Source organism: Pseudarthrobacter sulfonivorans, from assembly GCF_001484605.1.
Classification (GTDB): Bacteria; Actinomycetota; Actinomycetes; order Actinomycetales; family Micrococcaceae; genus Arthrobacter; species Arthrobacter sulfonivorans_A.
The window spans coordinates 3,301,899-3,328,119 of sequence record NZ_CP013747.1 but is presented as its reverse complement, the minus strand read 5'-3'; the positions used below and the strand labels follow the sequence as shown (position 1 = coordinate 3,328,119).

26 protein-coding genes are annotated in these 26,221 nt (G+C 66.5%); 8 read left to right on the top strand and 18 right to left on the bottom strand.

Annotation, left to right across the window (positions count from 1 at the left end):
• Window positions 1–40 precede the first annotated feature (40 nt).
• A complete protein-coding gene (gene paaZ / locus AU252_RS15050; protein ID WP_058931418.1) occupies window positions 41–2,143 on the bottom strand; it encodes a phenylacetic acid degradation bifunctional protein PaaZ in 2,103 nt (700 codons plus the stop codon).
• Between the two features lie 234 nt (window positions 2,144–2,377).
• Here paaZ and AU252_RS15045 point away from each other — a divergent pair, with 234 nt between their 5' ends.
• Window positions 2,378–2,731, top strand: a complete 354-nt coding sequence (locus tag AU252_RS15045; protein ID WP_240484404.1) for a PaaI family thioesterase — start codon at window positions 2,378–2,380, stop codon at window positions 2,729–2,731.
• Window positions 2,732–2,802: 71 nt separating this feature from the next.
• Here the strand turns inward: AU252_RS15045 and AU252_RS15040 are convergent, their stop codons facing one another.
• Genes AU252_RS15040 through AU252_RS15030 form a run of 3 tightly spaced genes read right to left on the bottom strand, consistent with a single transcriptional unit; the run spans window position 2,803 to window position 5,754 of the window.
• Complete coding sequence (locus AU252_RS15040; RefSeq protein WP_240484196.1) at window positions 2,803–4,800, bottom strand: S1 family peptidase; 1,998 nt, start codon at window positions 4,798–4,800, stop codon at window positions 2,803–2,805.
• A 22-nt stretch (window positions 4,801–4,822) separates the two neighbouring features.
• On the bottom strand, window positions 4,823–5,062 hold the full coding sequence (locus AU252_RS15035; RefSeq protein ID WP_058931415.1) for a hypothetical protein: 240 nt from the start codon (window positions 5,060–5,062) through the stop codon (window positions 4,823–4,825).
• Window positions 5,059–5,754 carry a tyrosine-protein phosphatase gene (locus AU252_RS15030; protein WP_099093402.1) on the bottom strand — a complete coding sequence of 232 codons (696 nt, stop codon included), beginning with the start codon at window positions 5,752–5,754 and terminating at the stop codon, window positions 5,059–5,061. The genes AU252_RS15035 and AU252_RS15030 overlap by 4 nt, the downstream gene beginning before the upstream one ends.
• Before the next feature lie 197 nt (window positions 5,755–5,951).
• Between AU252_RS15030 and AU252_RS15025 the strand changes: the two genes are divergently transcribed.
• A complete protein-coding gene (locus AU252_RS15025) occupies window positions 5,952–6,770 on the top strand; it encodes an SGNH/GDSL hydrolase family protein (RefSeq protein ID WP_083510416.1) in 819 nt (272 codons plus the stop codon).
• Between the two features lie 33 nt (window positions 6,771–6,803).
• Here AU252_RS15025 and AU252_RS15020 read toward each other — a convergent pair whose 3' ends face one another.
• The 6 genes from AU252_RS15020 to AU252_RS14995 all read right to left on the bottom strand — a co-directional run bounded on the left by AU252_RS15020 (window position 6,804) and on the right by AU252_RS14995 (window position 11,528).
• Window positions 6,804–7,412 carry a GNAT family N-acetyltransferase gene (locus tag AU252_RS15020; protein ID WP_058931413.1) on the bottom strand — a complete coding sequence of 203 codons (609 nt, stop codon included), beginning with the start codon at window positions 7,410–7,412 and terminating at the stop codon, window positions 6,804–6,806.
• Window positions 7,413–7,421: 9 nt separating this feature from the next.
• Window positions 7,422–8,282, bottom strand: coding sequence for a 3-hydroxyacyl-CoA dehydrogenase family protein (locus AU252_RS15015; protein ID WP_058931412.1), 861 nt, complete (start codon window positions 8,280–8,282; stop codon window positions 7,422–7,424).
• Window positions 8,279–9,103 carry an enoyl-CoA hydratase/isomerase family protein gene (locus AU252_RS15010; protein ID WP_240484195.1) on the bottom strand — a complete coding sequence of 275 codons (825 nt, stop codon included), beginning with the start codon at window positions 9,101–9,103 and terminating at the stop codon, window positions 8,279–8,281. Before AU252_RS15010 ends, AU252_RS15015 begins: the two co-directional genes overlap by 4 nt.
• Window positions 9,103–10,314, bottom strand: a complete 1,212-nt coding sequence (locus tag AU252_RS15005) for a thiolase family protein (protein WP_058931411.1) — start codon at window positions 10,312–10,314, stop codon at window positions 9,103–9,105. The genes AU252_RS15010 and AU252_RS15005 overlap by 1 nt, the downstream gene beginning before the upstream one ends.
• Before the next feature lie 93 nt (window positions 10,315–10,407).
• Window positions 10,408–11,070, bottom strand: coding sequence for a pentapeptide repeat-containing protein (locus tag AU252_RS15000; RefSeq protein ID WP_058931410.1), 663 nt, complete (start codon window positions 11,068–11,070; stop codon window positions 10,408–10,410).
• Complete coding sequence (locus AU252_RS14995; protein WP_058931409.1) at window positions 11,070–11,528, bottom strand: SRPBCC family protein; 459 nt, start codon at window positions 11,526–11,528, stop codon at window positions 11,070–11,072. Before AU252_RS14995 ends, AU252_RS15000 begins: the two co-directional genes overlap by 1 nt.
• A gap of 133 nt (window positions 11,529–11,661) precedes the next feature.
• Between AU252_RS14995 and AU252_RS14990 the strand changes: the two genes are divergently transcribed.
• Together AU252_RS14990 and AU252_RS14985 are read left to right on the top strand one after the other, a co-directional pair.
• Complete coding sequence (locus AU252_RS14990; RefSeq protein WP_058931408.1) at window positions 11,662–11,835, top strand: CsbD family protein; 174 nt, start codon at window positions 11,662–11,664, stop codon at window positions 11,833–11,835.
• A 109-nt stretch (window positions 11,836–11,944) separates the two neighbouring features.
• Window positions 11,945–12,688, top strand: a complete 744-nt coding sequence (locus AU252_RS14985) for a dienelactone hydrolase family protein (protein WP_058931407.1) — start codon at window positions 11,945–11,947, stop codon at window positions 12,686–12,688.
• 215 nt (window positions 12,689–12,903) lie between these two features.
• Here the strand turns inward: AU252_RS14985 and AU252_RS14980 are convergent, their stop codons facing one another.
• From AU252_RS14980 to AU252_RS14960, 5 genes are all read right to left on the bottom strand, one after another.
• Window positions 12,904–14,364 (bottom strand): amino acid permease, encoded by a 1,461-nt coding sequence (locus tag AU252_RS14980; RefSeq protein ID WP_058931406.1) that lies wholly within the window; start codon window positions 14,362–14,364, stop codon window positions 12,904–12,906.
• A gap of 188 nt (window positions 14,365–14,552) precedes the next feature.
• Window positions 14,553–14,921, bottom strand: coding sequence for a Rieske (2Fe-2S) protein (locus AU252_RS14975; protein ID WP_058931405.1), 369 nt, complete (start codon window positions 14,919–14,921; stop codon window positions 14,553–14,555).
• Window positions 14,918–17,434: a nitrite reductase large subunit NirB gene (gene nirB, locus AU252_RS14970; protein WP_058931404.1), complete on the bottom strand. Its 2,517-nt coding sequence runs from the start codon at window positions 17,432–17,434 to the stop codon at window positions 14,918–14,920. Before nirB ends, AU252_RS14975 begins: the two co-directional genes overlap by 4 nt.
• The gene (locus tag AU252_RS14965) at window positions 17,434–17,781 is read right to left on the bottom strand and encodes a hypothetical protein (RefSeq protein ID WP_058931403.1); all 348 of its coding nucleotides are present in this window, start codon (window positions 17,779–17,781) and stop codon (window positions 17,434–17,436) included. Before AU252_RS14965 ends, nirB begins: the two co-directional genes overlap by 1 nt.
• A 252-nt stretch (window positions 17,782–18,033) precedes the next feature.
• Entirely contained in the window at window positions 18,034–19,746 is a 1,713-nt protein-coding gene (locus tag AU252_RS14960) for an ABC-F family ATP-binding cassette domain-containing protein (protein ID WP_058931402.1), read from the bottom strand.
• 221 nt (window positions 19,747–19,967) lie between these two features.
• Here AU252_RS14960 and AU252_RS14955 point away from each other — a divergent pair, with 221 nt between their 5' ends.
• Window positions 19,968–20,483, top strand: a complete 516-nt coding sequence (locus AU252_RS14955) for a hypothetical protein (RefSeq protein WP_058931401.1) — start codon at window positions 19,968–19,970, stop codon at window positions 20,481–20,483.
• On the top strand, window positions 20,483–21,346 hold the full coding sequence (locus AU252_RS14950; protein ID WP_058932979.1) for a DUF4097 family beta strand repeat-containing protein: 864 nt from the start codon (window positions 20,483–20,485) through the stop codon (window positions 21,344–21,346). Before AU252_RS14955 ends, AU252_RS14950 begins: the two co-directional genes overlap by 1 nt.
• A gap of 139 nt (window positions 21,347–21,485) precedes the next feature.
• On the opposite strand, the gene AU252_RS14945 is transcribed toward AU252_RS14950, so the two are convergent.
• The 3 genes from AU252_RS14945 to AU252_RS14935 are packed head-to-tail and all read right to left on the bottom strand — an operon-like array spanning window position 21,486 to window position 24,142.
• Window positions 21,486–22,364 carry a metal ABC transporter permease gene (locus AU252_RS14945; protein WP_058931400.1) on the bottom strand — a complete coding sequence of 293 codons (879 nt, stop codon included), beginning with the start codon at window positions 22,362–22,364 and terminating at the stop codon, window positions 21,486–21,488.
• A gap of 3 nt (window positions 22,365–22,367) precedes the next feature.
• Window positions 22,368–23,144 carry a metal ABC transporter ATP-binding protein gene (locus AU252_RS14940; protein ID WP_058931399.1) on the bottom strand — a complete coding sequence of 259 codons (777 nt, stop codon included), beginning with the start codon at window positions 23,142–23,144 and terminating at the stop codon, window positions 22,368–22,370.
• Complete coding sequence (locus AU252_RS14935; RefSeq protein ID WP_058931398.1) at window positions 23,144–24,142, bottom strand: metal ABC transporter substrate-binding protein; 999 nt, start codon at window positions 24,140–24,142, stop codon at window positions 23,144–23,146. Before AU252_RS14935 ends, AU252_RS14940 begins: the two co-directional genes overlap by 1 nt.
• A gap of 152 nt (window positions 24,143–24,294) precedes the next feature.
• Here AU252_RS14935 and AU252_RS14930 point away from each other — a divergent pair, with 152 nt between their 5' ends.
• Both AU252_RS14930 and AU252_RS14925 read left to right on the top strand, forming a co-directional pair.
• Window positions 24,295–25,056, top strand: a complete 762-nt coding sequence (locus AU252_RS14930) for a CPBP family intramembrane glutamic endopeptidase (RefSeq protein WP_058931397.1) — start codon at window positions 24,295–24,297, stop codon at window positions 25,054–25,056.
• Window positions 25,057–25,199: 143 nt separating this feature from the next.
• The gene (locus tag AU252_RS14925) at window positions 25,200–26,153 is read left to right on the top strand and encodes a 1,4-dihydroxy-2-naphthoyl-CoA synthase (protein ID WP_058931396.1); all 954 of its coding nucleotides are present in this window, start codon (window positions 25,200–25,202) and stop codon (window positions 26,151–26,153) included.
• The last annotated feature ends 68 nt before the right edge of the window (window positions 26,154–26,221 follow it).

Sequence of the window (26,221 nt, the reverse complement as noted above, 5' to 3'; positions counted from 1 at the left end):
CCTCCATTTTCGGACTAGTGAGAGAGCGTCCGGGGTGGGGCTACTTTTCGACGAGGGTGAGGACGTCGTAGGTGGCCACGATGTCGTCGTTCTGGTTGGTCAGGAGCGCGTCCCAGGCTACCTCGCCGTACTCGTCGGTTTCGCGCGGCGTGATCTTCTTGGCCGTCAGGGTGACCCGGATGGAATCCCCGGCAGCCACAGGCGTGATGAAGCGGAGGTTCTCCAGGCCGTAGTTGGCCAGGACCGGGCCCGGTGCCGGTTCCACAAACAGCCCGGCGGCCCAGCTCAGCAGCAGGTACCCGTGTGCCACGATGCCCGGGAAGAACGGGTTGGCTTCGGCCGCTTCCTGGTTGGTGTGGGCATAGAAGGTGTCGCCCGTGGAGTTAGCGAACGCCGAAATGTCCGCCAGTGACACTTGACGCAGGTCGGACCGGACGGCGTCGCCGATCCGCAACGAAGCCAGCGACTTCCGGAACGGGTGCGTTCCCTCGGTCTCCACGGTAAAGTTCCGGTCCGCCCCGGCGTGCCAGAGGCCGGTGACGGCGGTGAGCATGTTGGGCGAGCCCTGGATGGCGGTGCGCTGCATGTGGTGCATGACCGAGCGGATGCCGCCGAGCTCCTCGCCGCCGCCGGCGCGGCCGGGACCGCCGTGGACCAGGTGCGGCACGGGTGAGCCGTGCCCGGTGGAGCTGCGGGCGTCCTCGCGGTTGAGCATCAGGACACGGCCGTGGTGGGCGGCGATCCCGGTGACGAGTTCGCGGGCCACGGCCGGATCGTTGGTGCACACCGAGGCCACGAGGGAGCCGCCGCCACGGGCGGCGAGGCGGACGGCGTCGGGCAGGTCCTTGTATCCGATCACGGAGGCCACCGGGCCGAACGCCTCCAGCGAGTGGATCGCGTCAGTCTCCGCGTCAGCCCAGCTCAGCACCACCGGCGACATAAAGGCGCCAGCATCCACTACGCCCGTGGCGCCGCCGGCAGAGGTGACCGACGGCGAATCCAGCGTTCCGTACGCGAGCTCACCGCCGGCGTCGAGCATTGACTGCACCGCGGCGCGGACGTCGGTGAGCTGCTCGAGCGACGCCAAAGCGCCCATCGTGACGCCGTCGGCGCGGGGATCCCCCAGCACCACACGCTCATCCACGCGCCTGCCGACAGCGGCGATCACCGCCGGCACCAGCTCATCCGGGACGATGGCGCGGCGGATGGACGTGCACTTCTGGCCCGCCTTGACCGTCATTTCGGTGACCACTGACTTGATGAACGCGTCGAATTCCGGCGTGCCCTCCACCGCGTCCGGACCAAGGATGGCGGCGTTGAGGGAGTCCGTTTCGGACGTGAACCGGACGCCGCCCTGCACCACGTTGGGATGCGATTTCAGGGACAGCGCGGTGGACGCGGAGCCGGTGAAGGCCACCAGGTCGCGGTAGTCCAGCACGTCCAGGAGGCCGCGGACGGAGCCGGAAATCAGCTGCAGCGAGCCCTTCGGCAGGATGTTGGATTCGATGATCGCCTTCACCACGGCCGCGGCCACATACCCGGTGGGGGTGGCCGGCTTGACGATGATGGGGACCCCGGCGATGAATGCTGGCGCGAGTTTCTCCAGCATGCCCCAGACCGGGAAGTTGAACGCGTTGATCTGCACGGCGACGCCGGGGATGCGTGTGTAGATATGCTCGGCCACGAACGAGCCGTCCTTGGACAGCACCTCCATGGGACCGTCCACCACTACCTGCGAATTGGGCAGCTCGCGCCGGCCCTTGGAGCCGAACGTGAAGAGGACACCGATGCCGCCGTCGATGTCGATCATCGAGTCGATCTTGGTGGCACCGGTCTGGGCCGAAAAAGTATAGAAGTGCTCGCGCCGGGCGTTCAGGTACTGCGCCAGCTCCTTGAGCTTGAGCGCGCGCTGGTGGAAGGTCAGCTTGCCCAGTTCCGTCTGTCCCGTGGTGCGGCCGTAATCCACGACGGCGGCAAGGTCCAGGCCGTCGGTGCTCACCTTGGCCAGGACTTCTCCGGTGCTCGCGTCCCGCACGGGGACAGCGGAAGCTGCCGAACCGGCGTCGGGAGTCCACCAGGAATCCTGCACAAAACTGGGAACGGTCTGGACGGTGTCGACTGTGGTTTCTGCAGTGGTGGTCATCGTTGACGGGTCCTTCCAAGGCGGGGACAAAACGCGGCCAGGGCTTTACTGACCGTCCGTTCGGTAATATGTCTACAGTACATGACTGTGCCGTGCCGCACACTGGAAGTTCAGCCTCGCCAAAGGAGACCCATGACCGCCCTATCCCCCGACGCCGCTGCGCCGGACACCACACCGGGCGCCACGCCGGTCGCCACACCGTGGAAGATCGTCCTCGGCGAGCTCGACGAGAAGATGGGCGTGAAAATCCTGGAGGAGTCGGTCGAGCGCGTGGTGGCGACGATGCCTGTGGAGGGCAACAGGCAGTCGTTCGGGTTGCTGCACGGCGGCGCGTCCCTGGCGGTGGGCGAGGCTGTGGGCTCCTGGGCGGCGGTCATCCATGCCAGCACGTTGGGGAAAACTGCCGTGGGGGTGGACGTCTCCGCGACGCACCACCGCTCCGCGCGCGAGGGTCAAATCACCATCACCGCCACTCCTATCTACCTCGGCGGCACACTGACCACGCACGAGGTCCTCATCACCAACGACGCCGGCCAGCGCCTCTGCACGCTGCGCATCACCAACCTGCTGATGAAGCCGAAGAAGTAGCCGCCGCTTCCTCCGGTTGCTCTATCACTTAGCGTCGCCATTCCAGGCTGATGACGACGTTTAGTGATAGATCAACTTGGGGTGGGGCGCTGCCGCTTCCGCCGCCGCTTCGCCAACAACAGGAGCACACCGCCGACGGCGAGCGCACCAGCCGCCAGGCCGGCAAACAGAATCAGCCCGGAGGCGCCGGTGTTGGCCAGGTGAGCGGCCCGGCTGTCACCCAGCGGACGTACGACGGCGGCGCTGTCACGTTTTGGGGGCAGCGCACCGTTCGCGGCTGGCACCGCAGCCGGGGGCTGAGATTGCGGGGCCGGCTGGGAGGGCTGGCTGACCGGGGTGAAGCCGAAGGCCACGGCACCGGATGTGCTGAATCCGTTGACCGTTGCGGCCGTGAAACGCAGCGGGCCGGCCACCGCGGGGGCAGTAAAGGACCACGCACCGCCAGCATCCACGGGAACCTCAAGAGGCCCCTGCCCACTCACTGTGATCCTGACCTTCGAACCCGCCGCGACAGCCGACGCCGGAGCCGCGGCCACCATGCCGGTGACGGTCTGGCCGGCGTCGAACGTCGCCCCCGGCGCGGGCGACGTCACCGTCGGCTTGTTGAGGAAGAGTTCCAGCTGGTAGCCGGGCAACACCGCCAATGAGTCCTGCAGCGTGGCGGCCACGGCGAAGTTTACCGGCAGCGCTTCGTTTGGTTTGGGTGCGTCTTCTCCTCCCGAGTGGGTGCCTACGGCGTAGTTGCCGCTGACCCAGGGCCCGCCGGAATCGCCGCCGCTGGACTGGACATCGAAGGACAGGAAACCGTTGAAGGCCCGCAGGTCTGTTGGCGCCGTCGCATAGTTGAGTCCGCCTGCCACATAGATCCCCACCTCGTCGATGGTTCCGCAGGACCACGCCGAGGTTCGGCCGGAGCGACAGACCGGCATGCCGATGACCGGGGCGGCCGTTCCGATGATCTTGACGTCCCCGCCGGCCTGCGAGGGATCGTTCCACGTGCTGGCGGCGGGCAGCGGGTCCAGGTCGGCGCGAAGCTGACCAATAACGGCGATGTCCGTGCCGACGTTGCCGGGGTCATCATCGTTGCCGGGGCGCAGGACCGTGGTGTTTCCGGGTCCGCCGAACTGGCTGAACCCGAAGGTCCCCAACAGGTCGCTACGGTTCCATTGCGGAAATTCCACGGTGGCCGTTGCCGCGGCCCCGTCATCAGTGCAATGTCCTGCGGTGAGGACGCCCGGCAGGCCTGCCGGGTCAAAAACTGAAAAGCCAGCGGAGCAGATTTCTCCGATGTCGGTGAAGTAGCCCTGGCCGCCGGAAAGGTCGGCCTGCGGCGCGAGCGGCGCCCCGGCGTCGAGCTGCACGTTGGCGTAGCGGGCCACAAACTCGGCGGGCGAGATCTTGCCGTCCGAGTTTGGGCTGGTGAGGCTCGAATTTCCGGCGTCGTCGGCCGAATCAGGCACTGTGGCCTCGGACCCGTTGATTCCGCCGGTACGAACTACGAACCTGGCCCCGGTGTACGCCACGGCCTGCAACCCAGCCGCGCCCACGTCGCGGAGGTATGCCTGGTACAGCTCATGGGTGCTCCGGGCCAGTTCGGTGCCGGTCGCCGGAGAACCGGTCACCGGAGTGCCCGTCGCGGCCGGCGCGTCAGTGTCCTCACTGGGAGCGTCCGACGGCGGCGCGTCGGGTGCGGTTTCAAGGTCGACGGCCGGGATCGTCGCGCTGAGCCGTGCCACCTCCGCTTCCAGCTCGGCGCCGGTGCCGGCAACCAAAATGCGGCCGTCGTGGATCCGTGTTCCGAGGTAGCCGGAGATATCCTGCAGGGCCGCCGCAACGTCCGCGGCCTGCTTGCCCAGCTGGCCCGCAGCCGCGAACTCGTCTGGGGTGAGGCCAAGATCGCGGAGGGCAGCTTCCCGAAGGCGGGCGTCGCCGGGGTGGGCGTCGCCGGGCTGCGCGACGACCGGCGGCGGCTCAACGGCCGGCTGCTCAACCGCCCAGGCCGGCACGGCCCCGAGCCCCACGGAAAATGCCACTCCGGCAGCCGCTGCTGCCGCAAATACGCGTTTCAAACTATGTGCCGTCGCTTTCGTTCTATTCATCTGCACCGCTCCGCCGTGCCATGTACGCGGCCACCACCGCGGCCAGGCACAAAACTGCCCCGCCCACCATGAGGAAGATCTGGCCCGGGAGCCACTCGCCGTCGACGGTCCCGTCGCCGAGCCCGAAGTTCTCCTCCATGGTCCCGAAATCTGAAGCGAGGACGGCCCAGAACGGCCCGGCGACAAGCATCACCACTCCCGCCACCGCGAGCGGCGCCGCCACGTACTTCATGGCGCCACCCGGCTGCCGAGCAGGCTCAGGACGGCGCCCAGTCCGGCCTCGGACAGGCCGTTCCGCAGCAGGAAGGTGCCGGTGTCCAGCTCCCGGACAAACTCCACCACGGCCCGGCCGCGCCGCTCCAGCAGGCGTGTCAGTTCGGCGTCGTCGATGTAGCGTTCGCCAGCATGGGGCGGGCCGTGCGTCCGGAAACGTTCGTTGATGCCTCGGGCGGCTTTGGCGTAGCCGTCCGCAATGAGCTGGTCCGGATCGCCGGCGAGGTCCTGCAGCATGGCCGCCACCATGCCGCTCCGGTCCCGTCCCGCCGCGCAGTGAATGACGACGGCACCGGCTTCGGCTGCCGCGACAGCGCGGAACACCGCCACGAACTTCTCCGGGTAGAGCCGGACGTTGTGCAGATAATGGGCGGGATCATTGAGGTACGGTCCGCAGACGGCAGTGAACCGCGGATCATCGGGTTCTTCAGTGGGTGCGGCGACGATCGTGACGCCGGACCAGGCCGCTTCGGTCACCGCAGGGTCGGTGTCCCGGCGCTGCGCTTCACGGGAGTTACGGAGATCAATCACCGTGCGGACGCCGTCGTCGTACGCATGCCGCCAACCTGCCTCGGTGAGCCATTCGCGGCGCCCCATCCGGTAAACGCGGCCGGCAACTTGCCAGGCATTCACGGCTCCGTCCCAGCTCACGGCTCCCCCTGTCGTCTCCACCCGGACAGCTAACCACACAGCCGCCGCCAGCTGCACGCACGGGACAGGTATCCGGGCAGGTATCGGCGCAGAAAATCGAGTACTCCGGGTCCGTGACCTGCCTTTGAGCAAGGCGTACGGTGGCTGTTACATGCTGTGTTATTTATTCAATTAGATAGTCAAAAAGGGGAAAATCGATGACGGCTTCAGCAGTACGACGACGACGCTCGGCTTTTGCAGCAGGCCTCGCCACCATAGCAATGGCTCTGGGGTTCGCGGCCATCCCAGCCGAAGCTGCGCCGCAGGCGAGGACGGACTATGTGGCGCTGGGCGATTCCTACGCCGCGGGAGTAGGCGCGGCCCCTTATACGGACCCCACCTGCGATCTAAGCCGTAAGGGGTACCCTGTGATAGCTGACAATCTCCGCAACGTGGAACTTACGGCAAACGCAGCTTGTTCGGGTTGGAAAACTTTCCAGGTCAGGGATGCTGCGCTCCTGAAGGTCACTGGTGACACCGACATTGTGACGGTGACGGCCGGCGGGAACGATCTCGAGTCCATCGCCATCCTGATGGCCTGCGTGCCTGCACCGGAATCGGTGGAGTGCGCCACCGCTCAAGGGGTCGCGATAGCAAAACTGACTGACGGCAGCCTCGCCACGGGCCTGGGAGAAATCGTGGCGGCCATCAAGTCCAAGTCGCCTACTGCCAAGGTGGTCTTCACCGGATACCCCTTGCTGTTCGACCCTGCCCACCCGTTCGCCGGGGTGGCAAACCCCTTGGCCGGAGTACTGAATCAGGTCATCGCAGGCGTGGCAGGAGGGACCGGGTCCACATACGTCAACGTCGCGCCCGCTTTCACCGGCCACGGCATTGGCTCGGCGGATCCCTGGATCAACTACAACCCGGCAAATCCGCTCGATAGTGCCAACTTCCACCCCAACGGTGAAGGCTATCGACACGGATACTTTGCATCCTTGGCCAGCCAGGATGCCTTCGTTGTGACGGCGCCTTAGCTCCACCCCGTACGATCTGCTCGCCAAGCATCGCTAGCGGTGCTTGGCGAGCCTGTGCTCCAGCCCGTTCCGGACCATGGGCCACTCGTGCTCCAGGATTGAAAACACCACGGTGTCGCGCACGACGCCGTCGCTGGTCCGGCGGTGGCTGCGCAGCACGCCGTCCTGCTTCGCACCCAGCCGGGCGATCGCTTCCCGCGACTGGTGGTTCAGCCAGTGCGTACAGAACTCCACGGCGACGCAGCCCAGTGTTTCGAACGCGTGCCGCAACAGCAGCAGTTTGGAGTCGGGGTTGGTGCCGGTGCCGTGGACGGACGCGGCGTTCCACGTGTAACCGACCTCCACACGGGGCGTGCCGGCGTCGATATTGCAGTAAGTGGTCATGCCGATGATCCGGCCCGGGCCGCCGGTGGCAGGATCGATCAGCCGGGTGGTGAACGGCAGCATGGACCCCTGCTCCTGCATGGCCAGCCTGCGGTCGATTTCCGCCGCCATCCCGTCCGGCGACGGGACGGACGTGTACCAGAGCTTCCACAGCTCGCCATCCTGTGCGGCCGCCACCAGGCCGTCATGGTGATCGTGCTTCAGCGGCTCAAGAATCACGTGCCGGCCGGTCAGGGTGATGGGTTCAAAGAGGGTCACCCGGAAATCCTACTCAGCCCAGTCGAAGAATCCCTTGCCGGTCTTCCGTCCAAGCTCTCCGCGGGCCACCTTATCCTTGAGGATCTGCGGCGGCGCGAACCGTTCCCCCAGTGTGGAGTGCAGGTACTCGGCGATGCCCAGCCGCACGTCCAGGCCCACAATGTCTGTGGTTCGCAGCGGGCCCGTGGGGTGCTTGTAGCCCAGGACCATGGCGGCGTCGATGTCCGCCGCGGACGCCACCCCCTCCTCCACCATGCGCATCGCCTCCAGCGCGATGGCCACGCCCAGCCGTGACGAGGCAAAGCCCGGTGCGTCATTGACGACGACGGCGGTCTTGCCGAGTGCCTCGACCCACCGTTTCGCCGCCTCAGCCAGGCCCGGGGACGTCTGCTCGCCGAGCACCACTTCGATGAGCGTGGAGGCAGGAACGGGGTTGAAGAAGTGCAGTCCGAGGAAGTTCTGCGGCCGCTTGAGTTCGCGGGCCAGGCCGTTGACCGACAGGGACGACGTGTTGGAGGCCAGGTAGGCGTCGTCGGCCAGGCGCTCCTCGATGCCGCGGAGCGAGGTGACTTTCAGGTCCCAGTCTTCGGGAACGGCCTCCACCACCAGCTGGCGGTCCTTGAAGTCGTCGTAATCGACCGTGACGGCGAGCCGCGACACCATCTCATCAAGATTGCCGTCGGTGGCTCCGCGTTCGATGCTCTTGGCGGCGGCGGATTCCACGCGTTCCCGGGCGGCTTCGGCGGACGCTTCGTCGCGCTCCACAACCAAGACGTTGGCACCGTTGATCAGGAAGGCGTGGGCGATCCCCGCGCCCATGCGGCCGCCACCGAGGACGCCGACGGTGGAGGGAAGGTTTGGGTTCGTCATGGTTTCGTCTTCTCTGATTTCTTGTCGAGGAAAGCCTGCATGCGGTCAAACTTGGCCTGGGATTCAAAAAGGATCCCCTGTGCCAGCTGGTCAATCAGCGGGTGGGCTTCGGCCGGGGCGTGGAACACGGACTTTGTAATCCGCACGGCCAGCGGGTCCTGGCGGCCGATCCGGTCCGCCAGGTTGTGCGCGGCATCCATCAGTTCCGGCGCCTCGTGGATTTCGGTGATGAGGCTGGCGGCCAGAGCCTCCTCGGCGCGGAGGACCAGGCCCGCGAGCAGGATCTGCTTGGCCAACGGCTCCCCCACCAACTCCTTGAGGCGCCAGCTGGCCCCGGCCGCAGCGAGGATCCCCAGCCCTGTTTCGGGGTTGCCGATCCGGACACTGGGCGTGCCGATCCGGAAGTCGGCGGCGTAGGCGAGCTCGGCGCCGCCGCCCAGGCAGTACCCGTCCAGGGCGGCAATGACCGGCATGGGCAGCTTCGCGATCCGCACGAAAATAGTGGAATTGATGCCCTGCAGCGCATCATCGCGGCGCCGCCCGCGCAGCTGGGCGATGTCCGCACCCGAGGCAAAGACGCCGTCGACCCCTGCAATGATCAGGACTTTGGGATTCTGCTCCAGCGCAGCGCAGACCACGTGCAGTTCGTCCACCATCTGCTGGTCGATGGCATTCCGGACTTCCGGTCGGTTGAGGAGGACCACCACACGGTCATCCCGCTCCTCGACCAGGAGGGTGCCGAATTCAACGGTGCTTAAGTGTCCGTTCGCGCTATCTGGGGAGGGGCTCAAGTGTCCGTTCGCGCTTTCTGGGGCGGGCATCAGACACGCTCCAGCAGCATCGCGGTGCCCTGGCCCACACCGACGCACATCGTAGCCAGGCCGATCCTGGCATCCTCGCGTTCCATCCGGCCCAGCAGGGTGATGGCGATCCGTGAACCGCTGGAACCGAGCGGATGCCCCAGGCTGATGGCACCGCCGTCGTTATTCACGGTGTCCGGGTCCAGCCCGAGCCGGCGCATGCTCGCGAGTGACTGCGTGGCGAACGCTTCGTTAAGCTCGACGGCGCCCAGGTCACTAGCGCTGAGGCCGCTCCGTGCGAGCACTTTCTGCGTCGCCGGGACCGGGCCGATGCCCATGATTTCGGGTTCGCAGCCGGCTGAGGCGCCGTCGATGATCCGAGCCCTCGGCGTCAGGCCCAGCCGGGCGATGGCGGCCTCGGACGCGACGATGATGGCCGAAGCGCCGTCGTTCAGCGTGGACGAGTTCCCGGCCGTGACCACGGACCCGCCCGGAACCACGGGGCGCAGCCCGGCGAGGACTTCCAGGGTGGTGCCGGCGCGCGGGCCTTCGTCAGTGTCCACCACAGTTTCGGCCTTGCGGGACTTCACCGTCACCGGGACGATCTCGTCCCTGAAGCGCCCTGCGGCAATGGCGGCGAGGGAACGCTCGTGGGAGCGGACCGCGAAGGCGTCGGCGTCCTCGCGGGTGATGCCGTCCACGCGTGCCACTTCCTCCGCGGTTTCCGGCATGGAGTAGGTCATCTTGCCGTCGCGGGCGAGCCCGCCCTTCTGGAAGAGGGGGTTGACGAAGCGCCAGCCGATGGACGTATCGAAGATCTGTCCCGGTTTCGCGAACGCCGTGGCGGGCTTCTCCTGGGCCCACGGTGCCCGGCTCATGGACTCGACGCCGCCGGCGATCACCACGTCCGCGGCGCCGGACTTGATCATGTGGCTGGCCTGGATGATGGCGCTCAACCCGGACGCGCACAGCCGGTTGACCGTGATGCCCGGGATGTGGAGGGGAAGCCCGGCCAGCAGGACTGCCATCCGGGCCACGTTACGGTTCTCCTCGCCCGCGCCGTTTGCGTTGCCCAGGATGACTTCCTCGATACTGTCCGGGTCGAGGCCCGCACGGGACACGGCCTCCCGGATCACCAGTGCAGCCAGATCATCAGGACGGACCGCCGACAACGCACCGCCATACCTGCCCACGGGAGTGCGGACGCCGCCAACAAGAAAAGCCTCGACCATAAGAACAAATCCTTTACGCCAGGGAGCCGGAAATCTTCGGGGCCGTCCAGTGACCGCCCTATTTACCGACCGTTCGTTCTATAAAGACTACACTCACAGGACAAGGACGCCGAGGTGCCCGGCAAGGAGCGGCGCCAGCAGGCTCAGCTGATAGTCGTCGATCACCACGCCGGCCAGGCTGCCGAGGCCGCTGATGGTCCGGAAATCCGTGCCGCGAAGATCAAAATCCTTCAGCCGCGAGCCTGTGAGATCCAGGGTGCCGATGGTGCAGTTCTTGAGCGCCACGCGCGTCCCGGAGGCGGAACCGAGGTCCAGTTCGTTGATGATGCAGTCGCTGATGACAACGTCCGTCAGCTTGGACCCGCGCAGATTCAGGAAGTCCAGCTTGCCGCCGTCGATCCGGACCGACTGCCAGCCGGTTTCATACAGCTCAGCGGAGCCCAGCCGGGGATTGTTCAGCTGCACGTCCCGCCACGTGGAGCGGGCGGCCCGGAACACCGGCGCGTACAGCTCGGACAGGATGCAGTCCCGGAACGTGGCCCCGCGGAGCTGGGTGTCATTGAAGGAGACGCCCTGGAACTCACACTCGGCAAAATCCGTGCCGCTCAGCTCCAGACCGTCGGCGGCCGCCCGGCTGTACCGGACGCCGTCGTACCTTTCACCACGCTGGAAGTCCGGGGCCGGATCATCCGTGACATCCTCCAGGCTGACCGGCGAGAGCCGGGGAGCCGTTACCTTGGGGGCCTTTGCCGCCACTAGAGCGATTCCGCTTTGGCGGCGATTTCCGCCAGGTCCTTCGAGAGCGCCTTGCGTGTCATGCTCATGCCCAGCTTGCCGAAGAGGGTCATGCTGACCTTGCTGAGCAGGGTGGGCTTGACGACGTCGGCGCCGAAGGTCAGCGTCAGGTCCGTCCCGCCGTCGCGCTCGGCCAGGCTGAAGCGCGACGTGTAATCGGCGCCGCCCTGGAGGGCCTTGACCGTGGTGCTGCGGGGAGGATCGGCCTGCGTCACCCACATCTCCACAGTTTCCGAGCGGCCCATCATGGTCCGCGTTTCCTTCCAGCGCGTTCCCTCGCCGTAGGGCCCGTCGCTGAGCATCTGCACGGCGTCGATGCCGGACAGGGTGGAGGCGGAACCCGGGATGTCCGAGATGACCGCCCAGACCTTTTCCGGCGTGGCATGAATGTGCTGGGTCAGGCTTGTGCTGTGTTCCATGCATCGAGCCTAGTCGGGGGCGCTGACATTCGACAGGCCGCCGGAAATCGGGTTCCCTTAAATGGTAAGCATGCTTTGTGTTAGGCTGAAAAAGCGATTGTCAGATCAACGGGAACGAAAGGCGGCCAGACTCATGGGCCTCGGAGACAAGATCAGTAACGAAGCAGAGCACCTGGGCGGCAAGGCCAAGGAAGCGGCCGGCAACGCCACGGACAACGACAAACTTAAGGCCGAAGGCCAGGCGGACCAGGTCAAGGCTGACGCCAAGAAGGTCGGCGAAAACGTCAAGGACACCTTCAAGGACTAGTCCTCCCATATTCGAACGGCGGCGGATTCCCATGGGGGATCCGCCGCCGTTCCCGTGTCCGCCGACCGCGTCGATGGAGGGGATCGACGGCGGCGGCTACCCTTGGCCCATGACTTATGTGGACCTGGGTGCCCAGAGTGCCGCTGCCGGCGGTTCGCCTTCGCTCGGCGGATATCTCGCCACGCCTTCCGGGCCAGGTCCGTTTCCCGCGGTCCTGGTGATCCACGAAGCCTTCGGCCTGAACGACCTGGTGCGCGGGCATGCAGACCGGATGGCCCGCGCCGGGTACCTGACGCTGGCCGTGGACCTGTTCAGCGACGGCGGCCCGCGCCGCTGCCTGGTCAGCACCATGCGGAGCATGCTCCGGGGAAGCGGCCGCGCGTTCACCGACCTCGCCACCGCCCGGTCCTGGCTGGCCACGTCGCCGCTGTCCACCGGCAAGACCGGGGTGATCGGGTTCTGCATGGGCGGAGGATTCGCGCTGCTGGTGGCCCGCGACGGCTTCGACGCGGCCTCGGTCAACTACGGCCGCCTGCCCGGCAATCTCGAGGAAAGCCTCCGCGGAGCCTGCCCCATCGTGGCCAACTTCGGCGGCCGGGACCTCACCCTTAAGGGCGCGGCCGGCAAGCTTGAGACCGCCCTGGACAACCTCGGCATCGAAAACAGCGTCAAGGAATTTCCCACCGCAGGCCACGCGTTCCTCAACGAATCCGACCTGGGCCCGGCGGTTTTCCGGCCGCTGATGCGGGTCATGGGCATCGGCCCCGACCCGGAGTCCTCCCCCGAAGCCTGGCAGCGGATCGAAGACCACTTTGCCCGGCACCTCAAGAGCGTGGACGCCAACCGGACCTGAACGCTCCAGCCCAGCTAGTCCCCCGGGTTCCCGTCGGCCGTGCGCGACGCGCCGGACTCTTGGGCGCGCCGGGCAAAGCACCTGGGCAGGAACACACACGGGTTTTGACAGGCTCCACCGACGACGACGGCGGGCCGCCCCCGAAAGGGTGACCCGCCGACGTCGGACTTCTTAGCGTCCGTCCGCGTAGCGTCCGGCTGCTGAGGCGAAAAGACCTAGCAGAAGAGCTCGCTCTTGGGCTCGTTGTGCTTGACCTTCTGCCAGCCCAGCCACAGGACCAGGGCGAAGAACGGGATGGTTGCCAGGGTCCAGAGACCGAGGTGGAATACCTCGCCGGTCTTGCTGGTCATGGTGTCGAAGCCGATGAGCACGGTGATGGCCAGCAGCGCAATGAGTCCGGCCCAGCTGCTCCAGGTTCCGCCGGGCGCGGGCAGGGAGGAGACCTTGCCCTTCTTGTGGCGCAGCGCGATCTGGCTGGCGAAGATGGCGCCCCAGGTGAAGATCACGCCGATCGATGCGGAGTTGAGCGCGAGGTCGAAGGCGTGGGAGCCGCCCAGCCAGATGTTCAGCAGAATGCCAACGAGGTAGACGGCCCCAATGGCCAGGATGGCGGCGTACGGCACGTGGCTCTTGGACATCCTGGTCAGCCACTCCGGGGCGTGCCCGTTGTTGGCCATGGTCCGGAAGATCCGGCCGATCGAGTACAGGCCCGAGTTGCAGGAGGACAGCGCGGCGGTGATGACGATCATGTTCATAACATCGCCCATCCAGCCGAGGCCCATCTGGCCGAACACGGTGACGAACGGCGAGGTGCCGGCAACGTACTGGTCCGAGGGAAGCAGCATCGCCAGGAGCGTCACGGAACCGACGTAGAACACCACGATGCGGAAAACGACGGCGCGGATCGCTTTGGGAACTTCCTTGGCGGGGTCCTGCATTTCGCCGGCCGTGATGCCGACGAGTTCAATGCCGTTGTAGGCGAAAATCACGGCGTTCAGGACCAGGATCATCACCAGCGCACCCTTGGGGAACATTCCGCCTTCGGCTGCGAAGAGGTTGTTCACCGAGGCGTTGCCGTCGCCCACCTGGGCGTTGGTGACCACCATGAAAGTGCCCACGGCCAGGAAGATCACGATGGCGCCGACCTTGAGGCAGGAGGCCCAGAATTCAAATTCGCCGAACGCCTTGACGCTCATGAGGTTGACGCCCACGAGCAGCAGCAGCGCTGCGACGGCGCTGAGTTCGACCGGCACGTTGGGGAAGAAGAACTGGAAGTACAGTCCGATCGCGATGAGTTCGGCGATGCCGGTCATGGCCCAGTTGATGAAGTACATCCAGCCGGACAGGTACGCGCCCTTCTTGCCGAACATCTCACCGGCGTAGCTGACGAAGGAACCCGACGTCTGGCGGTACATGATCAGCTCGCCCAGGGCCCGCATCAGCAGATAGGCGATAACGCCGGCAATGGCGTAGGAGAAAATGAGCGCAGGGCCAGTGGAGGCCAGGCGTCCGCCTGCACCCATAAAGAGGCCGACGCCGATGGCGCCGCCCATGGCAATCATGGTGACCTGGCGTCCGCTCAGGGATTTTTTGTAGCCCTCGGCGCTGAGGGTGGAGTCGACGACGGCGGATTGCGCCGTCGGGCTCACGAGTTCTGTGGGGGTACTTTGAGGCACAACAATTCCTTGTGGGTAGGGGATTGGCCGGCACCCTTGGCAGGGACTTCTCCATCCCGAAAATTCGGTTTCTTGATGTTTCAAGGAATTTTCTGTATGGAAAGTCACAGTGCGTCGAAGTTCGCGCGGCCTGTCTATCCTACAAGACTCAAACCGCAGCAAGTGACGCGGGCTACACCCGGGCCCGGTTAAGCCAAACTATTGCCACGAATATGGGGATACTTCAGAACAATGTTCTGTTCGGCATCCTCCTGAACGCTGTACGTGCGCAAAGGTTCGGCGCCGGTGCTGGAGCAGCCCGTTTCCAGGCTGAACGCGTGCTGGTGCAGCGGGCACATCACCACCTCCCGGTCTATGGTGCCGTCCGCAATGGGGCCGCCGCGGTGGGGGCAGACCGCGGACAGGGCGCGCAGGGTCCCGTCCCGCAGCCGGAAGACCGCCACTTGCTCGCCGTCCACCCCGAAGGCCCTCCCCTCACCGAACGGGATCTGGTCCACCGGGCCCAGGATGTGGCTGCTGGTGCTGACGGGTTCGGTGCTGATCGGATCGGCGCTCATCGGACCGGCACCTGGGGCAGGACCGTGAGCGGCAGGGACGTGCGGAACTGGCCCGGCGTGAGTGGATCGTCGCGTTCACTCCACGGGTCCACGTAGCTGTCCACGGATGCCTGCATGGCGGCGTCCAGTTGCGCGGCGACACCTTCGGAATCCTCCACGATGACCGCGCGGAGATGCTCGATGCCCACCCGCGGCACAAAGGAGTAGGTCCGTTCCAGCCAGTTGGCCTGCTCGCGGTAGTACTGCATAAAGCGGCCTGTCAGGACCTTGACCTCCTCGGGGTGGTCCACGGTGGCCAGCAGGTCGCCCTTGCGGATGTGGGCGCCCGCCGCTCCCCCGACGTAAAGCTCCCACCGTCCGCCCTCCACAGCCACCACACCCACGTCCTTGACCAGCGATTCCGCGCAGTTCCGTGGGCAACCGGACACAGCCAGCTTCAGCTTGGCCGGTGACTCGATGCCCTGGAACCGGGACTCGATCTCGATGCCCAGCTTCGTGGAATCGCCGGTGCCGTACCGGCAAAAATCCTTGCCCACGCAGGTCTTCACCGTGCGGAAGCTCTTGCCGTAGGCGTAGCCGGACGGCATGTCCAGGTCCGCCCACACCTGCGGCAGGTCCTCCTTGGGGATCCCCAGCAGGTCGATCCGCTGCCCGCCGGTCAGCTTGATCAGGGGCACGTTGTGCTTTTCGGCGACGTCGGCAATGCGGCGCAGCTGCTGGACGGACGTCACGCCGCCCTTCATCTGCGGGACCACCGAGAAGGTGCCGTCGCGCTGGATATTGGCGTGCACGCGGTCATTGATGAATCGGGCGTCGCGTTCGTCGATGTACCGGTCCGCGAGCATCATCTTCAGCAGCGAGGCCAGGCCCATCTTGGACTTCGCATCCTCGGCGCTCCCCGGAGCCAGGGCCGTGAACACCTGGGACACGGAGCGCAGGCCCTGTTTCCGGATGGCGGCCATCAGGGCCGGCTTGTCCAGCGGGATCCCGGGCACGTAGTAGCTGGCGGCCGGGTCCTCCTCCACCGCGCCGTCCGCGGCCCATTCCACCACCTGCCGGACCAGGAGTTTGCAGGAACCGCAGCCCTTGCCGGCCCGGGTGGCGTCCATAGCGCCGGACACCGTGGAGCAGCCGCCCTTCACGGCGTCCACCAGGGCCTTCTTGCTGACGCCGTTGCAGTTGCAGACCTGGGCGCCGTCGTCGAGCTCGGCCACGCCCACCGCCTCACCCGGCCCGCCGACGTCGAACATCAGCGCGATCCGTTCGTCGGGCAGTGGCAGCCCGCGGTCGTAGGCCTGCGTCAGGTAGGCCACCTTCCGGCTGTCGCCCAGGAGCGTGGCACCCACCATCTTGTTGTCGCGGACCACGATGGACTTGAAAATGCCGCGGCTGGGCTCCGAGAAGACGATGTGCTCGTCGGTGTCGAACTCGGGACCGTGCAGTCCCATGGATGCGACGTCGACGCCGGCAACCTTCAGCTTGGTGGCGGTCCGCGAGCCGAGGTAGGCCGCGGATGTGTCGACGCCGGTCACGTGGTTGGCAAGCACCACAGCCTGTTCCCACAGCGGCGCCACCAGCCCGTAGACCTCGCCGCGGTGCTGGACGCACTCCCCCACCGCATAGATATCGTCTTCGTCCTGGACCCGCAGCCGGTCATCCACCACAATGGCCCGCTCCACCGGCAGCCCGCTCAGCACAGCCACGTCCACGTTCGGCCGGATGCCCGCGGCCACCACCACCATGTCGCAGGCGATGTCCTCCCGGTCCCGGAGGCTGACGCCGCTGACCATGTCGCTCCCGAGGACAGCAGTGGTACGGCTGGACGTGTGCACCCGGATACCCAGGGCCTCCACGCTCCTGCGCAGCACCGCGCCGCCGTCGGGCCCCATCTGCGCATTCATGAGGTGCCCGCCGGAGTGCACCACCTCCACGTCGATGCCGTGGCTTTTCAGGCCGTAGGCCGCCTCGAGGCCCAGCAGGCCGCCGCCGATCACCACCGCCCGCCGGTGGTGCTCCTGCTGCGCATGCTGGACCATCCGTCGGGTGTCATCGATGGTGCGGAACCCGAAGACACCGTGCTTCACGGACCCGCCAGGTGTGTACAGTCCGTCCATCGGCGGCATGTGGGAGCGGCTCCCGGTGGCGATGATGAGGGTGTCGTACGGTGTCACGCGGCCGTCATTGGAAAAGACGTGCTTCGTGAACTTGTCGATCCGGTCAACACGGACCCCGGCGTGCAGCGTGATGCTGTTCTCGCGGTACCAGGGCAGGGCGTTCAGGAAGATGTCGGCGTCGCTTTCCTCGCCGGAGAGGACGTGGCTGAGCATGATCCGGTTGTAGTTGCCGTACGGCTCGTCGCCGAACATGGTGATGGTGAACTGCTCGGCGCCGCCGCGGGCCAGGATCTCCTCCACGGCCCGGGCGCCCGCCATCCCGTTGCCCACCACCACCAGCCGGCGGCGCGGCGCGGCGCCTGCGTGCCTGCCCTGCGGCCGGTCCAGCACGCTGGTCATCAGTGTTCCACCATGCCCAGGTCCACCACCACGGATCCCCCAACACCATCCGGTGCGGCGAGATAGAGCTCCACCACCGAGCCGCCGTCGATGTCCTCCACCACCCGCAGCGGCACATGGACGTCGCTCTTGGCGCCGATGGGGAAATAGCGCATGGGCACGCCGTTCCGCATCAGCACCACGGTGATGAGTTCACTGCTGGAATTGCCGCCCCGGAAGTAGAGCGTTTGGTTGATGACGCCGTCCGGAACGTAGTGCGAGAGCTCGCTGTGGATGGGGACGGGTTTTTCCAGCCCCGTGCCCACAAAAGGGAAGATGCCCTGCAGGAAAAGGTTCTTGGTGATCACGGACAGATCCTTTCGGCCGGCGGGAAACTGGCATAGGCCTATCTTCGGCCGCCGATGTTTCCGCCGGCCGGTCGGTGCGTAACTTTTCCTTTGCGCAAATCTCACCGTTTGCGGGCCGCGCTGGCTCCGCCAACGCAATTGCGTGGCTTATGCCGGCTGCGACAGCAAAGAAGGCCGGGAATCCAGGGGTCCGTGCCGGCGGGAAGGCTAATAGTTACGCATTTCCGTCGGCCCGGGGGCCCTGCGACTACATCAGGCCGGAGCCAGCACGCCCTTGTCCATCGAGTACCGGATCCAGCGCCCGGCGTCGTCCGTCCGCGAGGTGTCGCCCTTCTTCGCGCAACGGGCAAACCAGTCCCGGAGGGCGCGGTCGTGGCTGACCATGACCAGGGTCCCGGCGAAGCCGGCGAGCGCCTCTTCGAGCTGCTCCACCAGGACCGGCGCCAGGTGGTTAGTGGGTTCATCCACAATCAGTGTGCCGTAGCCGCCCAGCAGCAGCCGCGCCAAGGCAAGCCTGCGCTGCTGGCCCGCGGACAGGCTACCCACCGGGACGTGGAACTCGCTGGTGCGGAACAGCCCCAGGCGCAGGAGTGCCTCGGCGTGCTCGTCAATGTTGCCGCCGAGGCCCGCCGCGAAGGCCGGCAGCAGGCGGAGCGTGGGCCGTTGCGGCAGTTCGAGTTCCTGCTGCAGGTAGCCGATCCGCGCAGGCCGGTGAACGAGTCCTTCGGCGGGCTCCAGGGTTCCCGCCAGCACGGAGAGCAGGGTGGATTTTCCGGCGCCGTTCGGGCCGGTGATGAGGATCTTCTCGCCCGTGCCGGCCGCGAAATCAGTGACGCCCAGGCGGCCGGGAACTGCGACGCCGCGGGCCACGAGGACCGCCGACGCCGCCAGGAGGGAGTCGTCCCCGGATGCGGTGGTGGCCACGGAGGCACCCGAAGGAGCCTCCGGTTCCACGGCCAGCTCCGCCGCAAGCCGCAGCGGCACCGGCGGGCGGTCAATGGGGCTGGCTTCCAGCCGGCGGAGCCGTTCCTGCGCGTTGCGGACCTTGCTGGTGGCCGCTTTCTGCCAGGTGCCGGCCTTGAAGTCGAAGCCCATCTTGTCGTTGTCGCGCTTGCGGGCATAGCCCATCTTGTCGGTCACGGTGTCCGCCTGCCGCTGCTCCGCCTCCATCGCGTCGATCCACTCGTGGTACTGCTGGACCCAGCGCTGGCGTTCGGCGGCCTTCTCGCGGAGGTAGCCGTCGTAGCCGTTGCCGTAGCGGGTCACGGTACGGCGCTCGGCATCAACCTCAATCACGGTGCTGGCCACCTTGCGGAGCAGCACGCGGTCGTGGGACACCACCACCACTGTCCCGCGATGGGCGGCCAGCCGGTCCTCCAGCCAGGCGGTTCCGCGGGCATCGAGATGGTTGGTGGGTTCGTCCAGGAGCAGGATGTCCGCCGGATCGGCCAGGACGCAGGCCAGCGCCACACGTTCCTGCTCGCCGCCGGAGAGCGATCCCAGTGTCCGCTTCCGGTCCAGGCCGCCCAGGCCCAGCCGGTCGAGCGCCGCCTCCACACGGGATTCCGCAGCGTAGCCCTCGCGCAGCTGGTACTCGGTCTGCAGCCGGCCGTAGGTTTCCAGCTCGTCGTCCTCGGCATCGGCGAGGCCGGCCTCCAGCCGGTCAAGTTCGGCTTCGAGGGCGCGCAGCGAGGACAGGGAAGCGTCGACGGCGGCTCCCACGGTGAAGGATTCGGGCAGACCGTGCGTCTGGGCAAGGTAGCCCGCGCGGCCGTGACTGACCGCGGTTCCTTCGTCGGGCGCTTCCAGCCCGGCCAGGATCCGGAGCAGCGTGGATTTGCCGGCACCGTTTTCACCGACGATGGCAACATGCTCGCCGGCCGTGATGACCAGGCCGATTCCGTCGAGCAATTGCCGGTCGCCGTAGCCGTGGGAGACGCCGGAAAGGTTCAGGTGTTCAGTCAAGACAAGTCCTCGCAAGATTCCGCAGTGTGGCCGCCGGAACTGCTGCTCGACGGCGGCCCTGGATTCGGGGGAACAGTCCGGCATTGCCGGGCTGTTGCTCAGGACTTCATCGCTCCAGCTTCCCCGCCGGAAGCCGCAGCGTCAAGCCGGGACACCACTGATGACACCATTATTCGCCAGAAGGTCTTGACGTGACACCAATATGACGTCAGAATGGTGTCATGCAACTCAACCCATACGTATCCGCCGTCCAGCATCAGCTGGGCGTTGCCGCCGAAGCCGGTGGCCCTGAGGCCCGGGAACTCAGCGAACGCCTCACTGCCGCGCTTGAGTCCACCGTCCGGCTCGTCCTCCTCGAAGCCCTCTCCGACGCCGCCAGCGAGATCACCCTCGAGCTGGCCCCGGCGTCGGTGGAGGTACGGCTCCGGGGCCGCGATCCGGAGTTTGTGGTCACCAGCCCGCCCGCCGCCAGCGACTTCGAAGCCGTGACGGAACGGTCCAGCCAGCCGGCCCGGCAGGCCCCGGAAGACTTCGACGGCGCCAGCACCTCGCGCACGACGCTCCGCCTTCCGGACCACCTCAAGCAGCAGGTTGAAGAGGCCGCCGGCCTTGAAGGCCTGTCCGTGAACTCCTGGCTGATCCGGGCCGTCGCGGACGCCCTCAACGGCAGCCAATCCACGCACCGCACCATTCGCCGCGATCCCGGCGAGCAGAACTTCACAGGATGGGCACGCTGATGACAACCTTCGAGACCCCCCAACCAATCGCCGTCGTGGTGGACGTGTCCGTCCGTGCCGACATTCTTGTTGTCGCCGGCAACCGCACCGACACCGTGGTCAACGTCCGGCCCCGCGAAGCAACCCGGGCCCTGGACATCAAGGCGGCGGAGCAGACCACCGTGGACTATACGGATGGACGCCTGCAGGTAAGGCTGCGTCCGCAGCGCCGCCACACCTGGTTCAGCGACGGCGGCGCCGTGGACATCGCAGTTGAAGTGCCCATCGGCTGCAGCCTGGAGTTGAAGTCCGGAATGGGCGATCTCCGCTGCGAGGGCGAATTCAGCTCCGCGGAACTGAAGACGGACATGGGCCACGTCCACCTCGACCACTCCACGGAACTCCGGGTCCACACGGGCATGGGCGACGTGACCGTGGAACGCGTCGCGGGGCGGGCGGAAATCAAGACCGGCTCGGGCAAGATTCGGATCCGGGAAATCAACGGGACCGCCAGCGTCAAGAACGGCAACGGCAGCACGTACATCGTGGATGCCGCCGGTGAACTCAAGGTCAGTGCCGCTAACGGGGACGTCTCCCTGGAACGCGCCGGCGACTCCACCACCATCAAGGCCTCCAACGGCGACATCACCGTTGGCGAGGTGGCCCGCGGAACCCTCACCCTCCAGACCGCCGCGGGTTCGTTGGCCATCGGCGTCCGCGAAGGCAGCGCCGCATGGCTGGACCTCAGCACCAAGTACGGTCGCGTCCGCAACGGACTCGATGCCACCACCGGGCCAAGCGAGACGGACGCCAAAGTGGAGATCCGCGCCCGCAGCGCCTACGGCGACATCACCGTGCGGCGCTCCCCCGTTCCCACCCGGTAAACCACACCAGGTCAGACCACACCAGGTCGGACCCACATAGGCAAGACCTCAGCAAAGGAACAACGCGGGGTCACTTAACGCCCATGTTGCCCCTCGAATCGGGCAGTAAGTGACCCCGCGTTGCTGTGGACTCCCGGGCCTAGCCAACCAGAAGCGCGGCGGCCTTCCTGCGGCGGGCCTTCGCCAGCCGGGTGCCGATCAGTCCCTGCCGGGGGCTGAACAGGTAGACGGCGGCGAACACCACACCCTGCGTGAGCACCACCATGGCGCCCGAAGCCGTGTCCAGGTAGTAGCTGAAGTAGATGCCGGCGATGGAGCACACCGCTGAAATCACCGGGGCGATGACCAGCATCCGGTTGAAGCGGTCCGTGAGCAGGTAGGCCGTGGCGCCGGGGATGATGAGCATGGCCACCACCAGCACCACACCCACGGTCTGCAGCGCCACCACCGACGTCAGCGCCAGCAACCCCATCAGCAGCGCCCCCAGCCGTTTCGGGGAGAGCCCGATCGCGTGGGCGTGGGTGGGGTCGAACGCGTAGAGGGTCAGGTCGCGGCGCTTCAGGATCAGGATGACGAAGGCGACGACGCCGAGCACCAGCACCTGGATCAGGTCCGGGATGCTGACGCCCAGGAGGTTGCCGAAGATGATGTGGTTCAGGTCCGTCTGGCTGGGCGTGACCGAGATCAGCACCAGGCCAAGGGCAAACAGCGAGGTGAACACAATGCCGATGGCGGCGTCCTCCTTCACGCGGCTGGTGTTGCGGACGACGCCGATCAGGGTCACCGCGATCAGCGCGAACACCAGCGCACCGAGCGCAAACGGGGCGCCAACAATGTAGGCCAACACAACGCCGGGCAGCACGGCGTGGGAGACGGCGTCGCCCATCAGGGACCAGCCGATCAGCACCAGCCAGCAGCTGAGGACAGCACAGACAACGGCGGCGAGCGCGGTGGTGACGATGGCGCGGACCATAAAGTCGTAGCTCAGCGGTTCGAGCAGGATGTCGAGGAGGTCCATGGGTCAGCCCCTGCTCTCGGTGGTGGCGGGGTGGGCAGGTTCCGGGACATCGCGGTTCAGCACATCCAGGCCGAACGCCATGGCGAGGTTCTCCGGCTGGAGCACGAGTTCCGGGGCGCCGTGCATCAGGACCCGGCGCATGAGCAGCACGGCTTCGTCGCACAGGTTGGGCAGCGCGTGCAGGTCGTGGGTGGAGATCAGGATGGTGCAGCCGTCGGAGGCGAGCTCGCGCAGCAGCCGGGTGATGGTGGCCTCGGAGCGCTTGTCCACGCCGGCGAACGGTTCGTCCAGGAGCATCATGGTGGCACCCTGGGCGATGCCGCGGGCCACAAAGGCACGCTTCTTCTGCCCGCCGGACAGCTGCCCGATCTGCCGCTCAGCGTACTCGCCCAGTTCCACACGGTCCAGCGCCAGATCGACGGCGGCGCGGTCCGCCTTGGAGGGGCGCCGGGTGAAGCCCTGGTGCCCATAGCGGCCCATCATCACCACATCGCGGACGGACAGCGGGAACTGCCAGTCCACATCCTCGCTTTGCGGCACGTAGCCGATCCCACCCTCCTTGCGCGCCCTGGTGGGTGGCTGTCCGCCGATCAGCACGCGGCCGGCGTCGGGCTTGATCATTCCCATGATCACCTTGAACAGTGTGGATTTCCCGGAACCGTTCATGCCGATCAGGCCGCAGATCCGGGCGGCGTCCACGGTGAGCGAGGCGGAATCGAGCGCCAGGACCTCGCCGTAGTGGACGGTGACGTTTTCAACGAGGATGGCCGGGGAACTCATTACTTCGCCCCTGCTGGGGCCCCGGTGGAAGTGCCGGCCAGGGCCTTGGTGATGACATCGGCGTCGTGCCTGATCAGGTCCAGGTAAGTGGGTACGGGACCGTCGGCTTCGGACAGCGAATCCACGTAAAGGGTGCCGCCGAACTTCGCTCCGGTGGCGCCCACCACCTGCTGCATGGGGGCATCGGACACCGTGGATTCACAGAACACCGCGGGAACCTGGTTGGCCTTGACGTACTCGATGGCCCGGGTGATCTGCTGCGGCGTGGCCTGCTGTTCGGCGTTGACCGCCCAGATGTAGACCTCTTTGAGCCCTGCATCGCGGGCAAGGTAGGAGAAGGCGCCTTCGCAGGTCACCAGGGCGCGCTGGTTCTCCGGGAGGCCGGCGAGGCTTGCCTTCATCTCGTCCTGCACACCCTGCAGTTCGGCCTTATACGCGTCACCGTTGGCTTGGAATACCGCGGCGTTCTCCGGGTCAAGCTTGCTGAACGCCGTCACCATGTTGTCCACATAGATCTGCACGTTCACGGGTGACATCCACGCATGCGGGTTCGGTTTGCCCTGGTAGGAGTCCTCGCTGATGGACATGACCTCCACACCGTCACTGACCACGGCGTGCGGCACGTCCAGGCCCTCCACGAACTGCCCAAACCAGGCCTCGAGGTTCAGTCCGTTGTCCAAGATGAGGTCCGCCTTGGCTGCCTTGCGGATGTCGCCGGGGGTGGGTTCGTAGCCGTGGATTTCGGCGCCTGCCTTGGTGATGGACTCCACCGTGAGCTTGTCCCCCGCAACGTTCCGGGCGACGTCGGCCAGCACCGTGAAGGTGGTCAGGACCACGGGCTTGTCACTGTCACTGTTGCCTGACGCCGCACCCCCGCACGCGGTAAGGGAGAGGGACAGAAGGACGACGGCGGCGGCGCCGGCAGCGCGGAACGCCGCCGTTCCCCGGGCGAGGGTTCGGGCGGCGACTTTGGCGCGCCGAAACAAAAATTTAGGCATACCGAACATTCTACGCGACGCCGATCTGGCCCCGCAATGTGACGCCCACCCGCACCAGCCCGTTGCTCTATCACTTTTGGTCGCTTTGCCCCCGGCTTGGGGACCAAAAGTGATAGCTCAACGGGTGGGAAAGGGGGAGCTAGGCTGAAGACATGGCCATCACACACCGGAAACCACCCGCGCCGCAGCCCGAGCTTTACCGGTTTTCCGCCCTTGATTTCACCGCCGTCGGCCTCTATGTGGCCGCGGCCGGGCTCTTCGCCGTGGCCGGGGAACTGCTGGTCCCGTTTATAAGCCAGCTTGCCCCCAGCCCGGCCGCGGCGTCGTACGCCGTGAACCTCATCTTCTACGGCTCGATCGGGATCCTGGCGCTGGCCGCCGCCCGCCGGGTGGTGGCCCGGGACCTGCGCGTGCTGGCCACCCGTCCGTGGTTCACGCTGCTGATGGTGCCCGCGGCGGTGGTGGCCATGATGATCCTCACGGCCGTGGTGGTGTCGGCCGGCGGCGGAGTGGAGACGTCGGCAAACCAAGCCGGACTGCAGGCGCTCATGCAACAGGTCCCTGCCTGGCTGATGGTGCCGGTCCTGGTGGTGGTGGGCCCGTTTGTGGAGGAGTACATCTTCCGGCACCTGCTGATCGGTAAGCTCAGCCGCCGGCTCAACATCTGGCTGTGCTGTGCCCTCTCTGTGGTCCTCTTTGCCGGCATCCATATCGCAGGCCAGGAAGCCATAACGCTCAGTGCGTTGCTCCCCTATCTGGCCATGGGCGGCACGCTGGTGTTTGTCTACGTGTGGACCGGGAAGAACCTGATGTTCTCCTACTTTGTGCACGCGGCGAAGAACCTGCTGGCGGTCATCTTCATCTACGCCATCCCGCCCGAGCTATTCGAGCAGTTGCAGCAGGTCCAGCCCTGACCCAACCAACGCGGGGTCACTTAACGCCCATCCGGGCCCGTATATTGGGCGCGAAGTGACCCCGCGTTGCGGTGAGGGGCCGCGTACCCTACCCCGAGGGCAACGAGTTCTGCATCAGCTGACCCGATTACTAGACTTGTCCGGTGAGCAACCAAATTCCCGCCAAGGTGTCCGACGTCTTTGACCCCACCCGCTGGCGCACCGTGTCCGGTTTCGACGACTTCCAGGACATGACGTACCACCGGCAGGTGGAGCGGGACGCCGACGGCACGATAACCAGGGACCTGCCCACCGTCCGCATCGCGTTCAACCGCCCGGAAGTCCGCAACGCCTTCCGCCCCGGCACGGTGGACGAGCTCTACCGCGCCATGGACCACGCCCGCATGACCCCGGACGTCGCTACGGTCCTGCTCACCGGCAACGGCCCTTCCCCCAAGGACGGCGGCCACAGCTTCTGCTCCGGCGGGGACCAGCGCATCCGCGGCCGCGACGGCTACCGCTATGCCGACGGCGAGACCCAGGAAACCATCGACCCCGCCCGCGCCGGGCGCCTCCACATCCTCGAGGTCCAGCGGCTCATGCGGACCATGCCCAAGGTGGTCATCGCCGTCGTGAACGGCTGGGCTGCCGGCGGCGGGCACTCCCTGCACGTGGTCTCGGACCTCACCATCGCCTCCCGCCAGTACGGCAAGTTCAAGCAGACGGACGCCACGGTGGGAAGTTTCGACGCCGGGTACGGCTCGGCGCTGCTGGCCCGCCAGATCGGCCAGAAGTCCGCCCGCGAGATCTTCTTCCTGGCCCGCGAGTACTCCGCGGACGACATGGTACGCATGGGCGCCGTCAACGAGGCCGTGGACCACGAGCGCCTCGAAGAGGTGGCCCTGGAATACGCCGCGGACATCGCCCGGCAGTCACCCCAGGCCATCCGGATGCTGAAATTCGCCTTCAACCTTGCCGACGACGGTCTGGCCGGCCAGCAGGTCTTCGCCGGCGAAGCCACCCGCCTGGCCTACATGACGGACGAGGCGGTGGAAGGTAAGGAAGCCTTCCTGGAGAAACGCGACCCGGACTGGTCCCGCTTCCCGCACTACTTCTAGGCGCCACGTCTAGGCACAAACTTTCAAGCCGGCCGGCCCCAGGCCCCGGCTGACTTCAAAGGCAGGAC